This window comes from Streptomyces sp. NPDC090083, assembly GCF_044747445.1.
Lineage (GTDB): Bacteria > Actinomycetota > Actinomycetes > Streptomycetales > Streptomycetaceae > Streptomyces.
The window spans coordinates 1,083,298-1,100,517 of record NZ_JBIVED010000002.1; the positions used below are offsets into that span (position 1 = coordinate 1,083,298).

Sequence of the window (17,220 nt, forward strand, 5' to 3'; positions counted from 1 at the left end):
CACCCCGTCGCAGGCACCCGGCCCCACGGCCGGAGGCAACCGCATCACCCTGTGAAGGAGAACACCAGATGATCACCTCCCGATCCGGAGAGTCGGCCAGGGGAGCCGTCCGATGAGGGTCCTGCTGATCGGAGCCAACGGCTACCTCGGCCGCTTCGTCGCCGACCGCCTGCTCGCCGACCCGGCCGTCCAGCTCACCGCGCTCGGCCGCGGCGACGACGCCGACGTCCGCTTCGACCTCGCGACCGGCAGCCCCGGAGCGCTCACCCGCTTCCTGGACGCCGTCCACCCCGGAGTCGTCATCAACTGCGCCGGTGCCACCAGAGGCGGCGCCCGCGAACTCACCCGGCACAACACGGTCGCCGTCGCCACCGTCTGCGAGGCCCTGCGCCGCAGCGGCTGCGGGGCCCGGCTGGTGCAGATCGGGTGCGGCGCGGAGTACGGCCCGAGCCAGCCCGGTTCCTCCACGGCCGAGGACGCCGTACCCCGCCCCGGCGGCCCGTACGGTGTCAGCAAACTCGCCGCCACCGAACTGGTCCTGGGCTCCGGCCTCGACGCCGTGGTCCTGCGTGTCTTCTCGCCCGCGGGGCCCGGCACCCCGGCCGGCTCCCCGCTCGGACGGCTCGCCGAGGCCATGCGCCGGGCCATGCAGTCCGGCGACGGCGAACTCAAGCTCGGCGGCCTCGGCGCACAGCGCGACTTCGTCGACGTACGGGACGTGGCCCGCGCCGTGCACGCCGCCTCGCTCTCCGCCGCGCAGGGCGTCATCAACATCGGCTCGGGCCGCGCGGTCCGGCTGCGCGACGCCGCCGCCGTCCTCGCCCGGGTCGCCGGATACGGCGGCGCGCTGCACGAACTCGACGGCCCTCCCGGCCCGTTGCGCGCCGCCATCGGCCATCCGCGCACCGACCCGGACCATGCGGCGCCGGTCGCGTACCCGTACCCGGACGGCTGCGGGAGCTGGCAGCAGGCCGATGTGCGCACCGCGCGCGACCGGCTCGGCTGGCGGCCCCGGATCAACCTGGAGGAGTCCCTCGCCGACATCTGGATGGAGGCCGCATGCCGCATCTGACCAGGGCCTTCCCGGGCACCGCGAGCACCGGTGTCCGCACCGGTTTCGGCGTCCCCGGCTACGCGCACCCCCTCGTCGCACCGGCTGAATGGGGCGAACTCACCCGCCCCGGCACCCCCTTGCACTGGGTCGTCCTCAACGTCTCCTCCGGCCCGGGCGCCCGCCCCGACCCGCACTGCCTGGAGGCGGCCGGGCGGCTGAGCAACGCGGGCGTCCGGGTCCTCGGCCACCTGGACGCCGCTCACGGCACCCGTGCCTTCGGCGACCTGATCTCCGAGGCGCACCGCTACCGCGACTGGTACCGCGTCGACGGCTTCCTCCTGGAGCGCTGCCCCGCCGAACGCGCCCGGCTCCCGGAGATCCGCCGCACGGTCACCGCGCTCCGCGAACTCCGGGAGGGCGCCCACGTCGTCCTGGGGCACGGCACGCACCCGTACCCCGGATACGCGGAGTGCGCCGACCAGTTGGTGACCTTCTCGGGCCCCTGGAGCGACTACCGCTGGTCGCAGGTGGCCGAGTGGACCGCCGACTACCCGCCCGAGCGGTTCTGCCACTTCGTGCACGGCGTCCCGCGCGGCCATCTCGACGAGGCGCTGCGCATCGCCCGCTGGCAGGGCGCCTCGACCATCTACTTCACCGACCGCACCGATCGCGGCGGCCGGACCGACCCCTGGGAGACCATGCCCGGCTACTGGGACGACATCGTCTCGCGGATCGGAACGGGTGTCTCGGAATGAAGAAGGGCATGGCAGTGTTACGGGAGAACAACTGTAGTGATTGACCGACCAACGGAGTCCCCGTGTCGCTGCCACCCCTGGTCGAGCCGGCTGCCGAGCTCACCGTAGACGAGGTCCGCAGGTACTCCCGCCACCTGATCATCCCCGACGTGGGCATGGACGGGCAGAAGCGGCTGAAGAACGCCAAGGTGCTCTGTGTGGGCGCCGGCGGTCTCGGCTCGCCGGCGCTGATGTACCTGGCCGCGGCGGGCGTGGGCACGCTCGGCATCGTGGAGTTCGACGAGGTCGACGAGTCGAACCTGCAGCGCCAGATCATCCACAGCCAGGCCGACATCGGCCGCTCCAAGGCCGAGTCGGCGCGCGACTCCGTGCTGGGCATCAACCCGTACGTGAACGTGGTTCTGCACGAGGAGCGGCTCGAGGCCGAGAACGTGCTGGACATCTTCCGCGAGTACGACCTGATCGTCGACGGCACGGACAACTTCGCGACCCGCTACCTGGTCAACGACGCCGCCGTCCTGCTGAACAAGCCGTACGTGTGGGGTTCGATCTACCGCTTCGACGGCCAGGCCTCCGTCTTCTGGTCCGAGCACGGCCCCTGCTACCGCTGCCTCTACCCGGAGCCCCCGCCCCCCGGCATGGTCCCCTCCTGCGCCGAGGGCGGCGTCCTGGGCGTGCTGTGCGCGTCCATCGGCTCCATCCAGGTCACCGAGGCGATCAAGGTCCTCACCGGCGTCGGCGACCCGCTCGTCGGCCGCCTGATGATCTACGACGCCCTGGAGATGCAGTACCGCCAGGTCAAGGTCCGCAAGGACCCCAACTGCGCGGTCTGCGGCGAGAACCCGACCGTCACCGAGCTCATCGACTACGAGGCCTTCTGCGGCGTCGTGTCCGAGGAGGCGCAGGAGGCGGCCGCCGGTTCGACGATCACTCCCAAGCAGCTCAAGGAGTGGATCGACGACGGCGAGAACATCGAGATCATCGATGTCCGCGAGGTCAACGAGTACGAGATCGTCTCGATCCCCGGAGCCAAGCTGATCCCCAAGAACGAGTTCCTCATGGGCACCGCCCTGGAGTCCCTTCCGCAGGACAAGAAGATCGTCCTGCACTGCAAGACGGGTGTCCGCAGCGCGGAGGTCCTCGCGGTCCTCAAGTCGGCCGGCTTCGCGGACGCGGTCCACGTCGGCGGCGGCGTGATCGGCTGGGTCAACCAGATCGAGCCCGACAAGCCCGTCTACTAGACGCACGCTTTCCCGGCAGGGGCTCGGCACCACAGGTGCCGGGCCCCTTTCCGCCGCCCTCGTCGTCCCGGTGGTCCCCGTCGTCCTTGCGGTTCCCGCCGCTCCGACCGTCCCGGCTACGAGGCGCAGACCTTCCCGTCCGCGGGCACCGTCCCCTTCAGCAGATACGCGTCCACCGTCGAGTCGACACAGTCGCTCCCGCTTCCGTACGCGCCGTGTCCCTCGCCCTTCCAGGTCAGCTCGACTCCGACGCCCTTGCCCAACTCGTCGGCCATCTTGCGGGCACCCTCGTACGGCGTCGCCGGGTCCCCGGTGTTGCCGACCACCAGGACAGGGGCCGCACCGGGCGCGCTGACCTCCGGGGTGTCGTACTGCCCGGCCACCGGCCAGTCGTGGCACCACCCGGCCGTGTCCCAGCCCAGGAAGTCGCCGAACACGGGGGAGATCTTCTCGAACTCCGGCAGCAGCTTCTCCGTCTGCGCGGGCGTCGGCCGCTGCTTGTCGTCCAAGCACGATATGAGCCGTTGGGAATGGGTCGTCGTGCCGTAGTGTCCCGCGCTGTCACGGTCGTTGTAGCCGTCGGCGAGCGCCAGCAGCTCCGAACCGTCGCCCGCCTCCGCGGAGTTCAGGGCGCTGGTCAGCGTGGGCCAGCTCTCCTTGCTGTACAGCGGGAGGACGATGCCGGTCAGCGCGAGCGTCTCGGTCAGCTTCCGCCCGCTCGACGTCTTCAGGGGCTTGGCGTCCATCCGCTTCAGCAGGGCCGCGATCTTCTTCGAGCCCTGCGCCGGGTCCTGGCCGGTCGACTTGAGGTAGTCGTCCAGTGCGCGCTGGAAGCCCCGGGTCTGGTTCAACGCGTGGCCCACCGAGTCGGCGCTCGGGTCGACCACCGCGTCCAGGATCAGCCGGCCCACCTTCTTCGGGAACAAGTGGGCGTAGACACCGCCGAGTTCGGTGCCGTACGAGATGCCGAAGTAGTGCATCTTCGTGTCGCCCAGCACCTGGCGCATCAGGTCCATGTCGCGGGCCGTGTCGGTCGTCGACACGTGTTCCATCAGCTTCCCGGCGGCCTTCTGGCAGCCCTTGCCGAAGGCGGCGGCGTCCTGGAAGTACGCATTCTCCTCGGCCGGGGTGTCCGGCGTGGCGTCGATGTCCTCGGCGGCCTGGATCGCCTTGTCGCTGCGGCAGCGGACGCCCTCGCTCGCGGCGACCCCGCGCGGGTCCCAGCTCACCAGGTCGTAGCGCTCGTGCAGCGCGGACACCGTGGTGGCGTACGCCGGCATGTAGTCCACGCCCGAGCCGCCGGGGCCGCCGAAGTTGAACAGCAGCGAGCCGATGCGGTCGCCACCCGTCGACCTGGAGCGGATCAGGGCGAGCCCGATCGTCGAGCCGTCCGGCTTCGCCCAGTCCAGCGGCACCTTGAGCGTCGCGCACTGCCAGTCACTGCTCGGCGCGGCCGAGTCGGCGGTGGCCTTGCAGCGCCCCCAGCCCAGCTTCTGCCCGGTCAGGGACGCGGGCAGCGCGGCAGTGGTGGACGAGGACGAACCGGCCGAGGACTGCTTGGCGTCCCCCGCGCCCGCGCCGTCCTTGCCGTCGTCTGACGAGCCGCCGCTACAGCCCGCCGTCAGCAGTGCGGCGGCGGCCATCAGGGCCGTCCACCGTACGAATCGCGCCATGTGCATTCCCCCCTCGCAGGCCGTCCGCGTCACGCCGCGGAAGGCGGTCAGGCCATAGTAGGCGGCGCGAGCCGAGCCCGTGACGGCCTGTGGATAACCTCCTGACCTGCGATTTCACCCGCATTTCGGGGTGGGGTCAGGAGCAGACGGTGCCGGCCGCCGGAACTTTCCCGTTCAGCAGATAGCCGTTCACCGCGCTCTGCACGCACTTGTTCTTGCTGTCGTACGCGCCGTGTCCCTGCCCCTTGTACGTCAGCTCGACCGCGACGCCCTTGCCCAGCGCGTCCACCATCTTCCGTGCCCCTTCGTACGGTGTGGCCGGGTCACCGGTGTTGCCCACGACGAGGATCGGCGCCGACCCGCTCGCGCTCACGTCGGGATGGTCGGCGGCGCCGGGCACCGCCCAGTCGGTGCAGCTGACCATGCCCCAGGCGAGGAAGTCGCCGAAGAGGGGAGAGGCGGCCCGGAACTCGGGCAGCTTCCGCTCGACGTCGGCGGCGGTGTATCGCGGCTTGTCGTCGGCGCAGTTGATGGCGATGTTCGCGGCGGTGATGTTGCTGTACTCGCCGTTCTCGCTGCGCCCGTTCATCGAGTCGGACAACGCCATGAGGACCTTGCCGTCACCGCTGTAGGCCTGTTCGAGGCCCTCGGTGAGGTACTCCCAGAAGTCCTTCGAGTACAGCGCCTGCGCGATGCCGTTCGTGGCCGCCGTCTGCGTCAGCCGACGCGGGAAGATGCCCGGGATCGGCTTGCTGTCGAGGCTCTTGAGCAGCTTGGCGATGCGGTCCTTGACGTCCTGCGCGGTGTCGCCGATCGGGCAGTCCGTGGTCTTCGACGTGCAGTCGTCGGCGAAGTTGTCGAGCGCGAGCTGAAAGCCCTTCGCCTGTCCCAGGGAGCCCTGTTCGGAGTTCTGGGTGGGGTCGACGACCGCGTCGAAGACCGCGCGGCCCACGTGCTTGGGGAACAAGTGGGCGTAGACACCGCCGAGTTCGGTGCCGTAGGAGATGCCGAAGTAGTGCAGGGTGTCGTCGCCCAGGACCTGGCGCATCAGGTCCATGTCGCGGGCCGCGTCGGTGGTGCGGACCTGAGGGAGCATCTTCTTGGAGTTCTTCTCGCAGGCCGCGTTGAACTGCCTGGTGTTGGCCAGCAGCTTGGCGCGCTCGGCGGCGGTGTCCGGGGTCGCGTCCTGCTGGAAGTACTGGTCGAGCTGGGAGTCGCTCTCGCACTCGACGCCGGCGCTGCGGCCCACTCCGCGCGGGTCGAAGCTCACGAGGTCGTAGCGGGTGCGCAGGGCCGCGTAGTCGTCGCCGAACGCGGGCAGTGTGGTGACGCCCGAGCCGCCGGGGCCGCCGAAGTTGAAGACGAGCGAGCCGATGCGCTTGCTCTTGGCGCCGCTGGCCTTCGCGCGGACCAGGGCGATGCCGATGGTGTCGCCCTTGGGCTTGTTCCAGTCGAGCGGTGCCTTCATGGTGGCGCACTGCCACTTGGTGCCGTTGGGCAGCGGTGACGGCGCGGCGCCGCCGCCCTCCGATTCGGACGGGGCCGGGCAGTCCTTCCAGCTCAGCTTCTGGGCCGTCGGATCCTCGTCCTTGGAGTCGCCGCCGCAGCCCGCCAGCGTGGCGGACAGCAGGACGACGGTGGCGGTCAGGGCAGCGGCGCGCAGCCGGGAGGGGTTCGGCATGGTCCCATCCTGGGGTCGTACGCGGCGGTGCGCTCGGGGCGCGGGCCGTACGAGGTACGCACACGTGCGTGCACCCCGCGCGGACCCGGACGTGCTCTACAGGGAGCCCTTGCGGGACAGGTGGTTGAAGAACAGCCAGCCCGGCAGCACCGGGATCCACAGCGTCAGCAGCCGGTACAGCAGCACCGCCGGAGCGGCCACCTCCTTGGGCAGGCCGACGGCGATCAGACCCAGCGTCAGGCTCGCCTCGACCGCGCCGACACCGCCCGGGGTCGGGGCCGCGGAACCGAGCGCGTTGCCCGCGAGGAAGACGACGGCGACGCTGGCCAGGCTGAGCGACGTCGAGTCGTCGCCGAACGCCCGGATCGACGCGTCCAGGCACATCACGAAGCAGGCCGTCAGCAGGAGCATGCCGCCGATGCCGGTGACCAGCTTCTGCGGCCGCTGCAGCACGTCCAGCATGCGCGGGATGACGCCCGCGAAAAGCGACCGCACGCGCGTGACGAGGAACTTCCGCAGGAACGGCACCGAGGTCACCACGAGCACGAGCACCGCCACCGTCAGCAGACCGGCGATGACCGTCCTGGACGGCGACAGCGACGGCGTCTTCTCGGTGCCGGTCAGATAGCCGAACGACAGCAGCATCAGGATGTGGCAGCCGAGACCGAACAGTTGCGACGCGCCGACACTCGCCACCGCGAGCCCGGGCCGCACCCCGGCCCGTTGCAGGAAGCGCGTGTTCAGGGCGACACCGCCGACCGCGGCCGGGGCGACGATCTTCACGAACGACCCGGCGACCTGCGCCGCCACGGCCCGCAGGAACGGCACCCGCTCCGGCACGAACCCCAGGAGGGCCATCGCCGCCGCGAAGTAGCTCAGCGCCGAGAACAGTACGGCCGCGGCCACCCAGCCCCACTGGGCGTTGGCGACCAGCGGACCGAACTCGATGTGCGTGAGCTGCGTCAGCAGGTAGTAGGCGCCGATCGCGCCCGCGATGACACTGATCAGCGTGCGCGGCCGCACCCGCTCCAGCCGAGCGGGTTCGACGTGTGCCTGCGGCCTGATCAGCAGCACCTGGTGCCGGATCTGGGTGAGCAGATCCTCCTCCCGGGCCTCGTCCAGCGCCTCGTCGATGGCCCGCTTCTCGGCCCGCTGCTCCGCGCGCACGGCCTTCTTGTCGGGCTTCTCCAGGACGGGCGTGGAGCCTTCCGAGGCCTCCTCCGCGCGGGCCAGCCTGGTCTGCTGGGACGCCTCCAGGATCGCGTCGCGCTCGCGCTGGGCGCGCTCCCTGGAGAGCCGGCGCAGTGTCGCGCGCGTGGAGCGCGTCAACGCGATCGGCTGGAGCATCGGCAGACAGTCGGCCACGGCGTCGGGCCCGAGGACACCGACCGCCGAGGCCACCGCGCGCTCGGCGCCCACCCGTAGGCCGATGGTCGTCACCAACTGGGCGACGTCCATGCGCAGCAGCAGTTCACCCGCGGCGATCTCGCCGCCGCGCAGGTCCGTGAGGATCACCTTGCCGGAACGATCCACCAGGATCGCGTCACCGGCGAGCCTGCGGTGGGCGATGCGCCGCGACTGCAGGGCCTGCACCTGGTGCCAGGTCAGGCGCAGCAGATCGTCGGTGATCTCCTCGTCCGCGAGCGAGTCGAGCGTGCGCCCGCCGGTGTGCTCGTAGACGAGCATCACGGCGTCCGGGCCGAGTTCCGAGGTCGCGATCAGCTTGGGGGCGTTGGCCCCGGCCGCGATCGCCGCGTAGGCGAGCAGGGCCTCCTGTTCGAGCGCCTGGCGCAGCGATTGGAGGCTGCTGCGGGTCGCGAAGCCGCGCAGGGTCAGATTGCGCCACGCGCGGTAGAAGAAGCCCTGGGCCTGCTGTTCCCGGTCGACCACGGTGACGTCCAGCGGTGGACCGTCCTCCAGGGTGACGAAGTAGCGCCGGCCGCGGTCGCCGTTCTCCGTGTCGACGGTTTCCTCGCGGGCCGCGCCCACGGGGTGGAAGCCGACCGTCCGCAGGCCCGCCATGAGCGTCCGCCCGGTGGGCCGCACGTTCGGGGAGCCCACCGCGTACAGCGTCCCGTAGGCGACGGTCCAGCCGATGAGCACCGTCAGGATGATCGAGAACGGTGTCGTGTACCCGGTGACCAGCATCGAGAAGGCGTCGAGCAGCAGCACGATCCACAGCACGGAGCGCCAGCGCGGCCTCCGGGACATGCCTACGGCCGTCATGTACGCGATGACGGGCGCCAGATAGCCGTGCACAGGGTCGGTGAGGGCGTGGATGTCACCGGGGGAGGGCTGGGTGAGCGCTTCCTGGATCGAGCCCGGCGCGGCCTTGGCGACCCACAGGTCCGTGGCGAGTGTCACTCCGTGGGCGAGGACCGCCGCGAGGACGCCGTCGGCGATGCGCAGCCCGTCCCGCTTGATCAGCCGCTCGATCGCGAACGCGACCGGCACCAGCAGGATCGCGATGCTGGACGCGAGCCCCGCGATCTTGATCAGCAGGTCCGGCGCCTGCCCGGTGCCCTTGTTGATGTCCTGTTCGAGCCCCGAGGTCGTGCCGTGGGCGAACGCGGCGATCGCGAGCAGGACGACGATCGCGAGAACGCCCACCAGGAGGCGCATGAGATCGGAAGGGCGGTGCACGCGCGCGGGGAGCAACGGTTCGTCGCCTTCGACCTCCTCGATGTGCGGGTCGTCGCCGCAGTCGTCGAGGCCGGGCGCGGATCCGGGCGCGGGCGTCTCCGCGGGACCCTCCGCAGGGCCCTGCTCATGGGCGTCGGCGGTGTCAGGGCGCGACGCAGCGTCAGAGGTGCCCTCCGCGTCCTCGGGGTGCACACCCTGCTGCTTCATCGTCTCTTCTTGATCTCGTATCACCGGTCACCGCCCGCACGATGGTGGCATGCCCCACCGACACACGGGGGCATCAGGGTGCAAATGCGGGGGCGCACAGTCTGCCCCACGCGCCGCTCCGGGGCGAGGGATACCCGCAGTCGCCAGCGCGTCGCATTGTCGGTGGGGTACGGCAGGATGGGGCGGATGAGCGAGGAGAGCCTTCCCGACGACACCACCCCGGGGTACGGAGACATCCCCCCGGAGTACGACGACGGTCCTGAGCGTGACAATGGCCACGCGCTGCCCGCCTACGCGGAACGCGTCCTGGACGTCACCGAACGGATCCCGCCCGGTCACGTCATGACGTACGGAGACGTCGCCGAATGGCTCGAGGAAGGCGGACCGCGCCAGGTCGGCCGTGTGATGGCCCTCTACGGAGGAGCCGTTCCCTGGTGGCGGGTCGTCCGCGCGGACGGCACGCTGCTCCCCGGCCACGAACTGCGGGCGCTCGACCAGTACCGCGCGGAGGGCACCCCTCTGAAGGAGGCGAGCAGGGCCGCCGAGGGCCATCTGCCGCGCGTCGACATGAAACGGGCGCGGTGGGACGGCGGCGAGCACGCGGACGGTCACACCTGACAGCTTCCGCCACCGGACGCGGCCCGGGGCGACCTGTGGCCCATACGGGGGAAACCCGGCACGTCCGTGGCATGCCGTACGTTCGAGGGGCGAGGGACACAGGGGACGGGCGAGTCCTGAGGGAACGCGCGGAAGTCCCGCTTCCCGGCGACCCGTCGGCGTAGCGTCGGCTGCACCTGTCCCCCTCACCTCGCGGCCACCGCCCTCCACGCGCGGTGGTCAGGCAACCAGTACACCCACCAGGACCGGCGAACCACGTGAGCTCCTCATCCTCCACCAGGCGCCTGTCGCACCCCCAGGTGCGACAGGGGAACCGTGGCGCTTACCGACTGGTGCGTACCCCGCCGACCCGGCCGGCTCCCCCTCGTCTGGACGCGCCACAGCGCTCGGTGGTTGACCACGGGGCCGGCCCGCTGCTCGTCCTCGCAGGTCCGGGCACCGGCAAGACCACCACTCTGGTGGAGTCCGTCGCCGCACGGATCGCCCGGGGAGGTGACCCCGCTCGGATCCTCGTGCTGACGTTCAGCCGCAAGGCGGCCGTCGAACTCCGCGACCGCATGGCCCTGCGCATCGGCGCCGCCCGCGCTCCCCGGGCGACCACGTTCCACTCGTTCTGCTACGCCCTGGTCCGCGCCCACCAGGACAGCGACCTGTTCGTCGAGCCGCTGCGGCTGCTCTCCGGCCCCGAACAGGACGTCGCCGTACGCGAACTGCTCGCGGGCCAGCCCGACCTGGAGCGGCTCGGCCTCGCCCACGTGCGCTGGCCCGACGAACTGCGCGCCTGCCTCACCACCCGGGGCTTCGCCGACGAGGTCCGCGCGGTCCTCGCCCGCAGCCGCGAACTGGGCCTGGATCCGGGCTCCCTGGACGCCTTCGCCCGCCGCATCGGCCGCCCCGACTGGCGTGCCGCCGCCGCCTTCCTGGCCGAGTACCTCGACGTACTCGACCTCCAGGGAGTGCTCGACTACGCGGAACTCGTCCACCGCGCGGTGCTCCTCGCGCACCGCCCCGAGGTCGCCGAGAAGCTTGCCGCGCAGTACGACGCCGTGTTCGTCGACGAGTACCAGGACACCGACCCCGCCCAGGTACGGCTGCTGCACGCCCTCGCCGGCGGTGGCCGCACCCTCGTCGCCTTCGGCGACCCCGACCAGTCGATCTACACGTTCCGGGGCGCCGATGTGAACGGCATCCTGGAGTTCCCGAACGCCTTCCCGCGCGCGGACGGGCAGCCGGCGCCCGTGGAGGTGCTCGGGACCTCCCGACGCTCCGCCGCCGACCTGCTGGACGCCACCCGCCTGCTCACCCAGCGCATGCCCCTGACCCGCCTCCCGGCCCAGAAGGTGCGCGCCCACCGCGAGCTGTCCCCGGTACGGGACGGCGGGAGCGTCGAGGTGTACACCTACGCGACCTCCGGCACGGAGCTGGACAATATCGCCGACATCCTCCGCAGGGCACACCTGGAGGACGGCGTCCCCTGGAACGACATGGCCGTCCTGGTACGCGCCGGCTCCCGGACCATCCCCACGATCCGCCGCGCCCTCACCGCGGCCGGCGTCCCCCTGGACATCGACGGCGACGACCTGCCCCTGCGCCACGAACCGGCGGTGGCACCCCTGCTGACGGCACTGCGGGCGGTGGCGCAGGCGGAGGCTTCGGCACCGCCCGAGGACGGCCCCGAGCTCGCGGAAGCCGCCGACGAGGCGCCCGAGGACGTGAACGCCGTACTGGAAACGGCAGACGAACAGGGCGCCACGGAAGCCGTTCCCGAGGACCGCGCCGCCCCCTCCTGGCTCGACACCGAGACCGCCCTCACCCTGCTGGCCTCCCCCCTCGCCGCCATGGACGCCGCCGATCTGCGGCGCCTGGGCCGGGCGCTGCGCGAGGAGGAGCGGGCCGGTGGCAACCCCGTGCCGCCGCCCTCGGACGAGCTGCTCACCCGGGCGCTCGCCGAACCGGAGCGGCTGGTCGCGCACGACCCCACGTACGCGCGCGGAGCCCAGCGCCTGGGCGCACTGCTGCGCAAGGCACGGGAGCGCCTGGCGGGCGGCGGTACGGCCGAGGAAGCGCTGTGGGACCTCTGGCAGGGCACACCGTGGCCCGGGCGCCTGGAACGGGCCGCACTGCGCGGCGGCGCGGCCGGGCGCAACGCGGACCGTGACTTGGACGCCGTCTGCGCGCTGTTCGCGACCGCCGCCCGCGCGGAGGAGCGCACCGGAGGCCGCGGCGCCCTCAACTTCCTGGAGGAGGTCGACGCCGAGGACATCGCCGCCGACACGCTCACCCGGCGGGCCGTACGACCCGACGCCGTACGCCTGATGACCGCCCACCGCTCCAAGGGCCTGGAATGGCGCCTGGTCGTCGTGGCCGGCGTCCAGGAGGGCCTGTGGCCGGACCTGCGCCGCCGCGGCTCCCTCCTGGAGGCCGACCGCATCGGCCGCGACGGACTCGCCGAACCGCTCACCCCGGGGGCCCTGCTCGCCGAGGAACGCCGCCTGTTCTACGTCGCCGCCACACGCGCGCGTGAACGCCTCGTCGTCACCGCCGTGAAGGCCCCCGCGGACGACGGCGACCAGCCCTCCCGCTTCCTCACCGAACTCGGCGTCGAGCCCAAGGACGTCACCGGCCGCCCGCGCCGCCCGCTGTCGGTCGCCGCCCTGGTCGCCGAGTTGCGCGCCACCACCGTCGACCCGCGTGTGTCGGAGGCCCTCAGGGAGGCCGCCGCGCGCCGGCTGGCCCGGCTGGCCGCCCTCGCCGACGAGGAGGGCCGCCCACTGGTGCCCTCGGCGCATCCGTACCGCTGGTGGGGCATGTACGACCCGACCGAGAGCAAGGTGCCGCTGCGCGACCGCGACCAGCCCGTCGTGCTCTCCGGGAGCGCCCTCGATCAGCTCGCCAACACCTGTTCCCTACAATGGTTCCTGGGCCGCGAGGTGAAGGCCGACGCGCCCGCGACCGCCGCTCAGGGCTTCGGGAACGTGGTGCACGTCCTGGCCGACGAGGTCGCCTCCGGTCGCACGCCCGCCGATCTCGCCGTCCTCATGGAGCGCCTCGACACCGTGTGGAACGCGCTCGCCTTCGACGCCCCCTGGAAGTCGGCCCAGGAGAAGGACAACGCGCGCGTGGCGCTCGAACGCTTCCTGAAGTGGCACGTCGACTCCAACGGCGTCCGCACCGGCCGCACACCGGTCGCCAGCGAGCACGACTTCGACGTCACCCTCGCGGCGGGCGACTACGAAGTGCGCATCCGCGGCTCCATGGACCGCGTCGAGGCGGACGGCGAAGGACGCGCCTACGTGGTCGACTTCAAGACCGGCAAGCAGACGCCGACCGCCCGCGAGGTGGAGCGCCACCCGCAACTCGCCGTCTACCAGATCGCGGTCCGCGAGGGAGCCGTGGACGAGGCCTTCGACGGAGTACGTCCCGAAGCGGGCGGCGCCGAACTCGTCCAGCTGCGCCAGGGCGCCCCCCTGCGGGACGGCGGCGAGACCCTGCCCAAGGTGCAGGCCCAGGAGCCCCTGGAGGGGGAGTGGGCCGGTGAGCTGCTGGCCACCGCCGCGGGCAAGGTCCTCGACGAGCGGTTCACGCCCACGGCCGGACAGCACTGCGCGCACTGCGCGTTCCGCGCCTCGTGCAGTGCGCGGCCCGAGGGGCGACACGTCGTCGAGTAACTCGCGTGACGTATCGCACCACATGTGTTGACCTGCGCTTCTTCTGCACCTGAGGGCGATTGGTCCTCGACTGTCAGTGGCCGCCGCTAGCCTTCCCGACATGCCCGCCCGTATCACCGATCCCGACCAGCTCAAGGAGCTCCTCGGCATCCCGTTCACCCCGGAGCAGACGGCCTGCATCGTCGCGCCGCCCGCCCCGCAGGTGATCGTGGCCGGAGCCGGCTCGGGCAAGACGACGGTGATGGCGGCCCGCGTGGTGTGGCTGGTCGGCACCGGGCAGGTCGCCCCTGAGCAGGTCCTCGGCCTGACGTTCACCAACAAGGCCGCCGGTGAACTCGCCGAGCGTGTCCGCAAGGCGCTCATCAAGGCGGGCGTCACCGATCCCGACGTCATCGACCCGGACAACCCCCGGGGCGAGCCCGTCATCTCGACCTACCACGCCTTCGCGGGCCGCCTCCTGACCGACCACGGCCTGCGCATCGGGCTCGAACCGACGGCCCGCCTGCTCGCCGACGCCACCCGCTTCCAGCTCGCTGCGCGCGTGCTGCGCGAGGCCCCCGGCCCCTACCCGGCCCTCACCCGCTCCTTCCCGGACCTCGTCAGCGACCTCCTCACCCTCGACGGCGAGCTGTCCGAACACCTCGTACGCCCCGAGGAGTTGCGAGCCCACGACGCCGGCCTGCTGCGCGACCTGGAGGGCCGCAAGCTCAGCAACGCCGAGCTGCGCAAGGTCCCCGAGGCAGCCGCCGCCCGGCGTGAACTCACCGAGCTGGTGAGCCGCTACCGCAGCGCCAAGCGCGAACGCGACCTGCTCGACTTCGGGGACCAGATCGCCCTCTCCGCGACGCTGGCCCGCACCCGCCCGGAGGTCGGCGACATCCTGCGCGACGAGTTCCGGGTGGTGCTCCTGGACGAGTACCAGGACACCTCGGTGGCCCAACGCATCCTCCTGGCAGGCCTGTTCGGCGCCGGCACGGGCCACCCGGTGACCGCCGTCGGCGACCCCTGCCAGGCGATCTACGGCTGGCGCGGCGCGTCCGTCGCCAACCTGGACGACTTCCCGGAGCACTTCGCGCACGCCGACGGCCGCCCCGCCACCCGCCAGTCGCTCAGCGAGAACCGCCGCAGCGGCGGCCGTCTCCTCGACCTCGCCAACGACCTCGCCGAGCCCCTGCGCGCCATGCACGCGGGCGTGGAGGCCCTCCGCCCGGCCCCCGGCGCCGAGCGCGACGGCATGGTGCGCTGCGCGCTGCTGCCCACCCACGCCGAGGAGATCGACTGGCTCGCCGACTCCGTCGCCCATCTCGTACGGACCGGGACGGCGCCCGGCGAGATCGCCGTCCTGTGCCGCACGGCCACCGACTTCGCCGAGATCCAGGGCGCCCTGGTGGCCCGCGACATCCCGGTCGAGGTGGTCGGCCTCTCCGGCCTGCTGCACCTCCCCGAGGTCGCCGACCTCGTCGCCGTCTGCGAAGTCCTCCAGGACCCCGGTGCCAACGCCTCCCTGGTCCGGCTGCTGACCGGCCCGCGCTGGCGCATCGGCCCGCGCGACCTCGCCCTCCTGGGCCGCCGCGCCCGCCACCTGGTGGCGCACACGCGCGTGGGGGACGACGAGGACCCCGACCGCCGCCTCGCCGAAGCCGTCGAGGGGGTCGACCCGTCCGAGGTGATATCGCTCGCCGACGCCCTCGACACGTTCCTGGAGACCCCCCTCTACGGCGCCGACCGCACCGGGGACGACGACGGGCTGCCCTTCTCGCCGGACGCGCGCGTGCGCTTCGCCCACCTGGCCACCGAACTGCGCGACCTGCGCCGCTCCCTGTCCGACCCCCTGATGGACGTCCTGCACCGCGTCCTCGCCGTCACCGGCCTGGAGGTCGAACTCGCGGCCTCCCCGCACGCGTTGGCCGCCCGCCGCCGCGAGACCCTGTCGAACTTCCTGGACGTCGCCGCCTCCTTCGCCGCGGGCGACGGCGAGGCGACCCTGCTCGCCTTCCTCGGCTTCCTGCGCACCGCCGCCCAGTACGAGAAGGGCCTCGACAACGCCCTGCCCGGCGGCGAGAACACCGTCAAGGTCCTCACCGCGCACAAGTCCAAAGGCCTGGAGTGGGACGTCGTGGCCGTCCCCGGCCTGGTCACCGGGACCTTCCCCAGCGGCCAGGGCCGCGAGAAATGGACCGCCCAGGGCAAGGTCCTGCCGCACGCGCTGCGCGGCGACACCGCCACCCTGCCCGACGTCGCGTCCTGGGACTCCCGAGGCCTGAAGGCCTTCCACGAAGCGATGAAGGACCACCAGCACACCGAGGAACTCCGCCTCGGCTACGTCACCTTCACCCGCCCCCGCTCCCTCCTCCTCGGCTCCGGCCACTGGTGGGGCCCCTCCCAGAAGAAGCCCCGCGGCCCCTCCGACTTCCTGACGGCCCTGTACGACCACTGCGCGGCCGGGTACGGCGAGATCGAGGCCTGGGCGGACGAACCCGAGGAGGGCGAGGAGAACCCCGCCCTGCACACGGCCACCGCCGACCAGGCCTGGCCGCTCCCCCTGGACGACACCGCGCTGGCCCACCGCCGCTCGGCGGCCCGGATGGTCCTCGACCACCTGGAGCACCTCGCCGCCCATGACGACGGCCACCCCGCGGCCACCCACGACCCGAACACCGTTCCCGACGACCCGGACTGGCCCCCGCCACCCGAGGACGAGGAACCTCCTTACGAAGAGCCCCCTTTCGGGGAGCCTCCCTACGAGGAGTCCCTTCCCGGGACGGCAGGCGAGGCCGAAGAAGCCCTCCCGGAGGACGACCCCGCCGACTGGGACGCCTGGACCACGGACCGTCCGACCCTCCCGCACCAGGCGACGGCCCCGCACGCCGCCGCTCACTCCAGTCCGCTGGGGGGCGCACGCCCGCACCCCGCCGATCCGCCCGGCACGCCCCTCACCCCCGAGGAAGCCCGCGCCGTCGCCTCCTGGGACCGCGACCTCGACGCCCTCACGGGTGAACTCCTGCGTGCCCGCCGAGGCGTCACCGACGTACCCCTGCCGGCCTCCCTCACGGCCACCCAACTGCTGCTCCTGGCCGCCGACCCGGACGCGCTCGCGCAGGAACTCGCACGCCCCCTGCCACGCCCGCCGCAGCCCGCCGCGCGCCGGGGAACCCGCTTCCACGCGTGGGTGGAATCACGCTTCGAAGAGCTGACCCTGCCCATGCTGGAGCCGGACGAACTGCCAGGTGGCGAGGCCGAGATCGCCGACGAACGCGATCTGGAGGAACTCAAGGAAGCCTTCGAACGCACCGAGTACGCCCGGCGCACGCCCTACCGCGTGGAGACCCCCTTCCAGCTCGCGATCGCCGGCCGCGTCGTACGGGGCCGTATCGACGCCGTCTACAGAGAAGGCGACGGCGACGGGACGACGTACGAGATCCTCGACTGGAAGACCAGCCGCACCCGCGCCGCCGACCCGCTCCAGCTCGCGATCTACCGTCTGGCCTGGGCAGAGCGGCAGGGAGTGCCCCTGGAGGCGGTCACGGCCGCGTTCCTGTACGTGCGCGGCGGCGAGGTCGTCCGGCCGGAGAACCTCCCGGACCGGGCCGCGCTGGAGCGACTGCTGCTGGAGGAGCCGGGCGCGCAAGCAAACTGTGAGGAACCGCCCACCGAGGATGTCAGTGCGGGCCGATAGGCTC

The 17,220-nt window shown here is 72.2% G+C and carries 9 protein-coding genes; 6 read left to right on the top strand and 3 right to left on the bottom strand.

The window, feature by feature from the left end:
• Positions 1-112: 112 nt before the first annotated feature.
• The 3 genes from ACIPTO_RS10685 (at position 113) to moeZ (ending at position 3,050) form a co-directional block, all read left to right on the top strand.
• On the top strand, positions 113-1,072 hold the full coding sequence (locus ACIPTO_RS10685) for an NAD(P)-dependent oxidoreductase (protein ID WP_033282020.1): 960 nt from the start codon (positions 113-115) through the stop codon (positions 1,070-1,072).
• Positions 1,060-1,809: a spherulation-specific family 4 protein gene (locus ACIPTO_RS10690; protein ID WP_401190737.1), complete on the top strand. Its 750-nt coding sequence runs from the start codon at positions 1,060-1,062 to the stop codon at positions 1,807-1,809. Before ACIPTO_RS10685 ends, ACIPTO_RS10690 begins: the two co-directional genes overlap by 13 nt.
• 62 nt (positions 1,810-1,871) lie before the next feature.
• Positions 1,872-3,050 (top strand): adenylyltransferase/sulfurtransferase MoeZ, encoded by a 1,179-nt coding sequence (gene moeZ / locus ACIPTO_RS10695; protein ID WP_366323524.1) that lies wholly within the window; start codon positions 1,872-1,874, stop codon positions 3,048-3,050.
• A 116-nt stretch (positions 3,051-3,166) separates the two neighbouring features.
• Here moeZ and ACIPTO_RS10700 read toward each other — a convergent pair whose 3' ends face one another.
• The 3 genes from ACIPTO_RS10700 to ACIPTO_RS10710 form a co-directional block, all read right to left on the bottom strand.
• Entirely contained in the window at positions 3,167-4,723 is a 1,557-nt protein-coding gene (locus ACIPTO_RS10700) for an alpha/beta hydrolase (RefSeq protein ID WP_401190739.1), read from the bottom strand.
• A 136-nt stretch (positions 4,724-4,859) separates the two neighbouring features.
• Positions 4,860-6,404 (bottom strand): alpha/beta hydrolase, encoded by a 1,545-nt coding sequence (locus tag ACIPTO_RS10705; RefSeq protein WP_366323520.1) that lies wholly within the window; start codon positions 6,402-6,404, stop codon positions 4,860-4,862.
• Positions 6,405-6,500: 96 nt separating this feature from the next.
• Positions 6,501-9,254, bottom strand: coding sequence for a lysylphosphatidylglycerol synthase domain-containing protein (locus ACIPTO_RS10710; RefSeq protein ID WP_401190741.1), 2,754 nt, complete (start codon positions 9,252-9,254; stop codon positions 6,501-6,503).
• 186 nt (positions 9,255-9,440) lie between these two features.
• On the opposite strand from ACIPTO_RS10710, the gene ACIPTO_RS10715 reads away from it, so the two are divergent.
• The 3 genes from ACIPTO_RS10715 (at position 9,441) to ACIPTO_RS10725 (ending at position 17,216) form a co-directional block, all read left to right on the top strand.
• A complete protein-coding gene (locus ACIPTO_RS10715) occupies positions 9,441-9,872 on the top strand; it encodes an MGMT family protein (protein ID WP_366323516.1) in 432 nt (143 codons plus the stop codon).
• Between the two features lie 257 nt (positions 9,873-10,129).
• Positions 10,130-13,540 (top strand): ATP-dependent helicase, encoded by a 3,411-nt coding sequence (locus tag ACIPTO_RS10720; protein ID WP_401190744.1) that lies wholly within the window; start codon positions 10,130-10,132, stop codon positions 13,538-13,540.
• Between the two features lie 100 nt (positions 13,541-13,640).
• Positions 13,641-17,216 carry a UvrD-helicase domain-containing protein gene (locus tag ACIPTO_RS10725; protein WP_401190746.1) on the top strand — a complete coding sequence of 1,192 codons (3,576 nt, stop codon included), beginning with the start codon at positions 13,641-13,643 and terminating at the stop codon, positions 17,214-17,216.
• Positions 17,217-17,220 lie beyond the last annotated feature (4 nt).

Bases quoted from the DNA above. Each gene is read 5' to 3' on its own strand.
- ACIPTO_RS10700 (WP_401190739.1), bottom strand. From the start codon at position 4,723: ATGGCGCGATTCGTACGGTGGACGGCCCTGATGGCCGCCGCCGCACTG.
- ACIPTO_RS10715 (WP_366323516.1), top strand. From the start codon at position 9,441: ATGAGCGAGGAGAGCCTTCCCGACGACACCACCCCGGGGTACGGAGAC.
- ACIPTO_RS10710 (WP_401190741.1), bottom strand. From the start codon at position 9,254: ATGAAGCAGCAGGGTGTGCACCCCGAGGACGCGGAGGGCACCTCTGAC.
- ACIPTO_RS10690 (WP_401190737.1), top strand. From the start codon at position 1,060: ATGCCGCATCTGACCAGGGCCTTCCCGGGCACCGCGAGCACCGGTGTC.
- ACIPTO_RS10725 (WP_401190746.1), top strand. From the start codon at position 13,641: ATGCCCGCCCGTATCACCGATCCCGACCAGCTCAAGGAGCTCCTCGGC.
- ACIPTO_RS10685 (WP_033282020.1), top strand. From the start codon at position 113: ATGAGGGTCCTGCTGATCGGAGCCAACGGCTACCTCGGCCGCTTCGTC.
- ACIPTO_RS10705 (WP_366323520.1), bottom strand. From the start codon at position 6,404: ATGCCGAACCCCTCCCGGCTGCGCGCCGCTGCCCTGACCGCCACCGTC.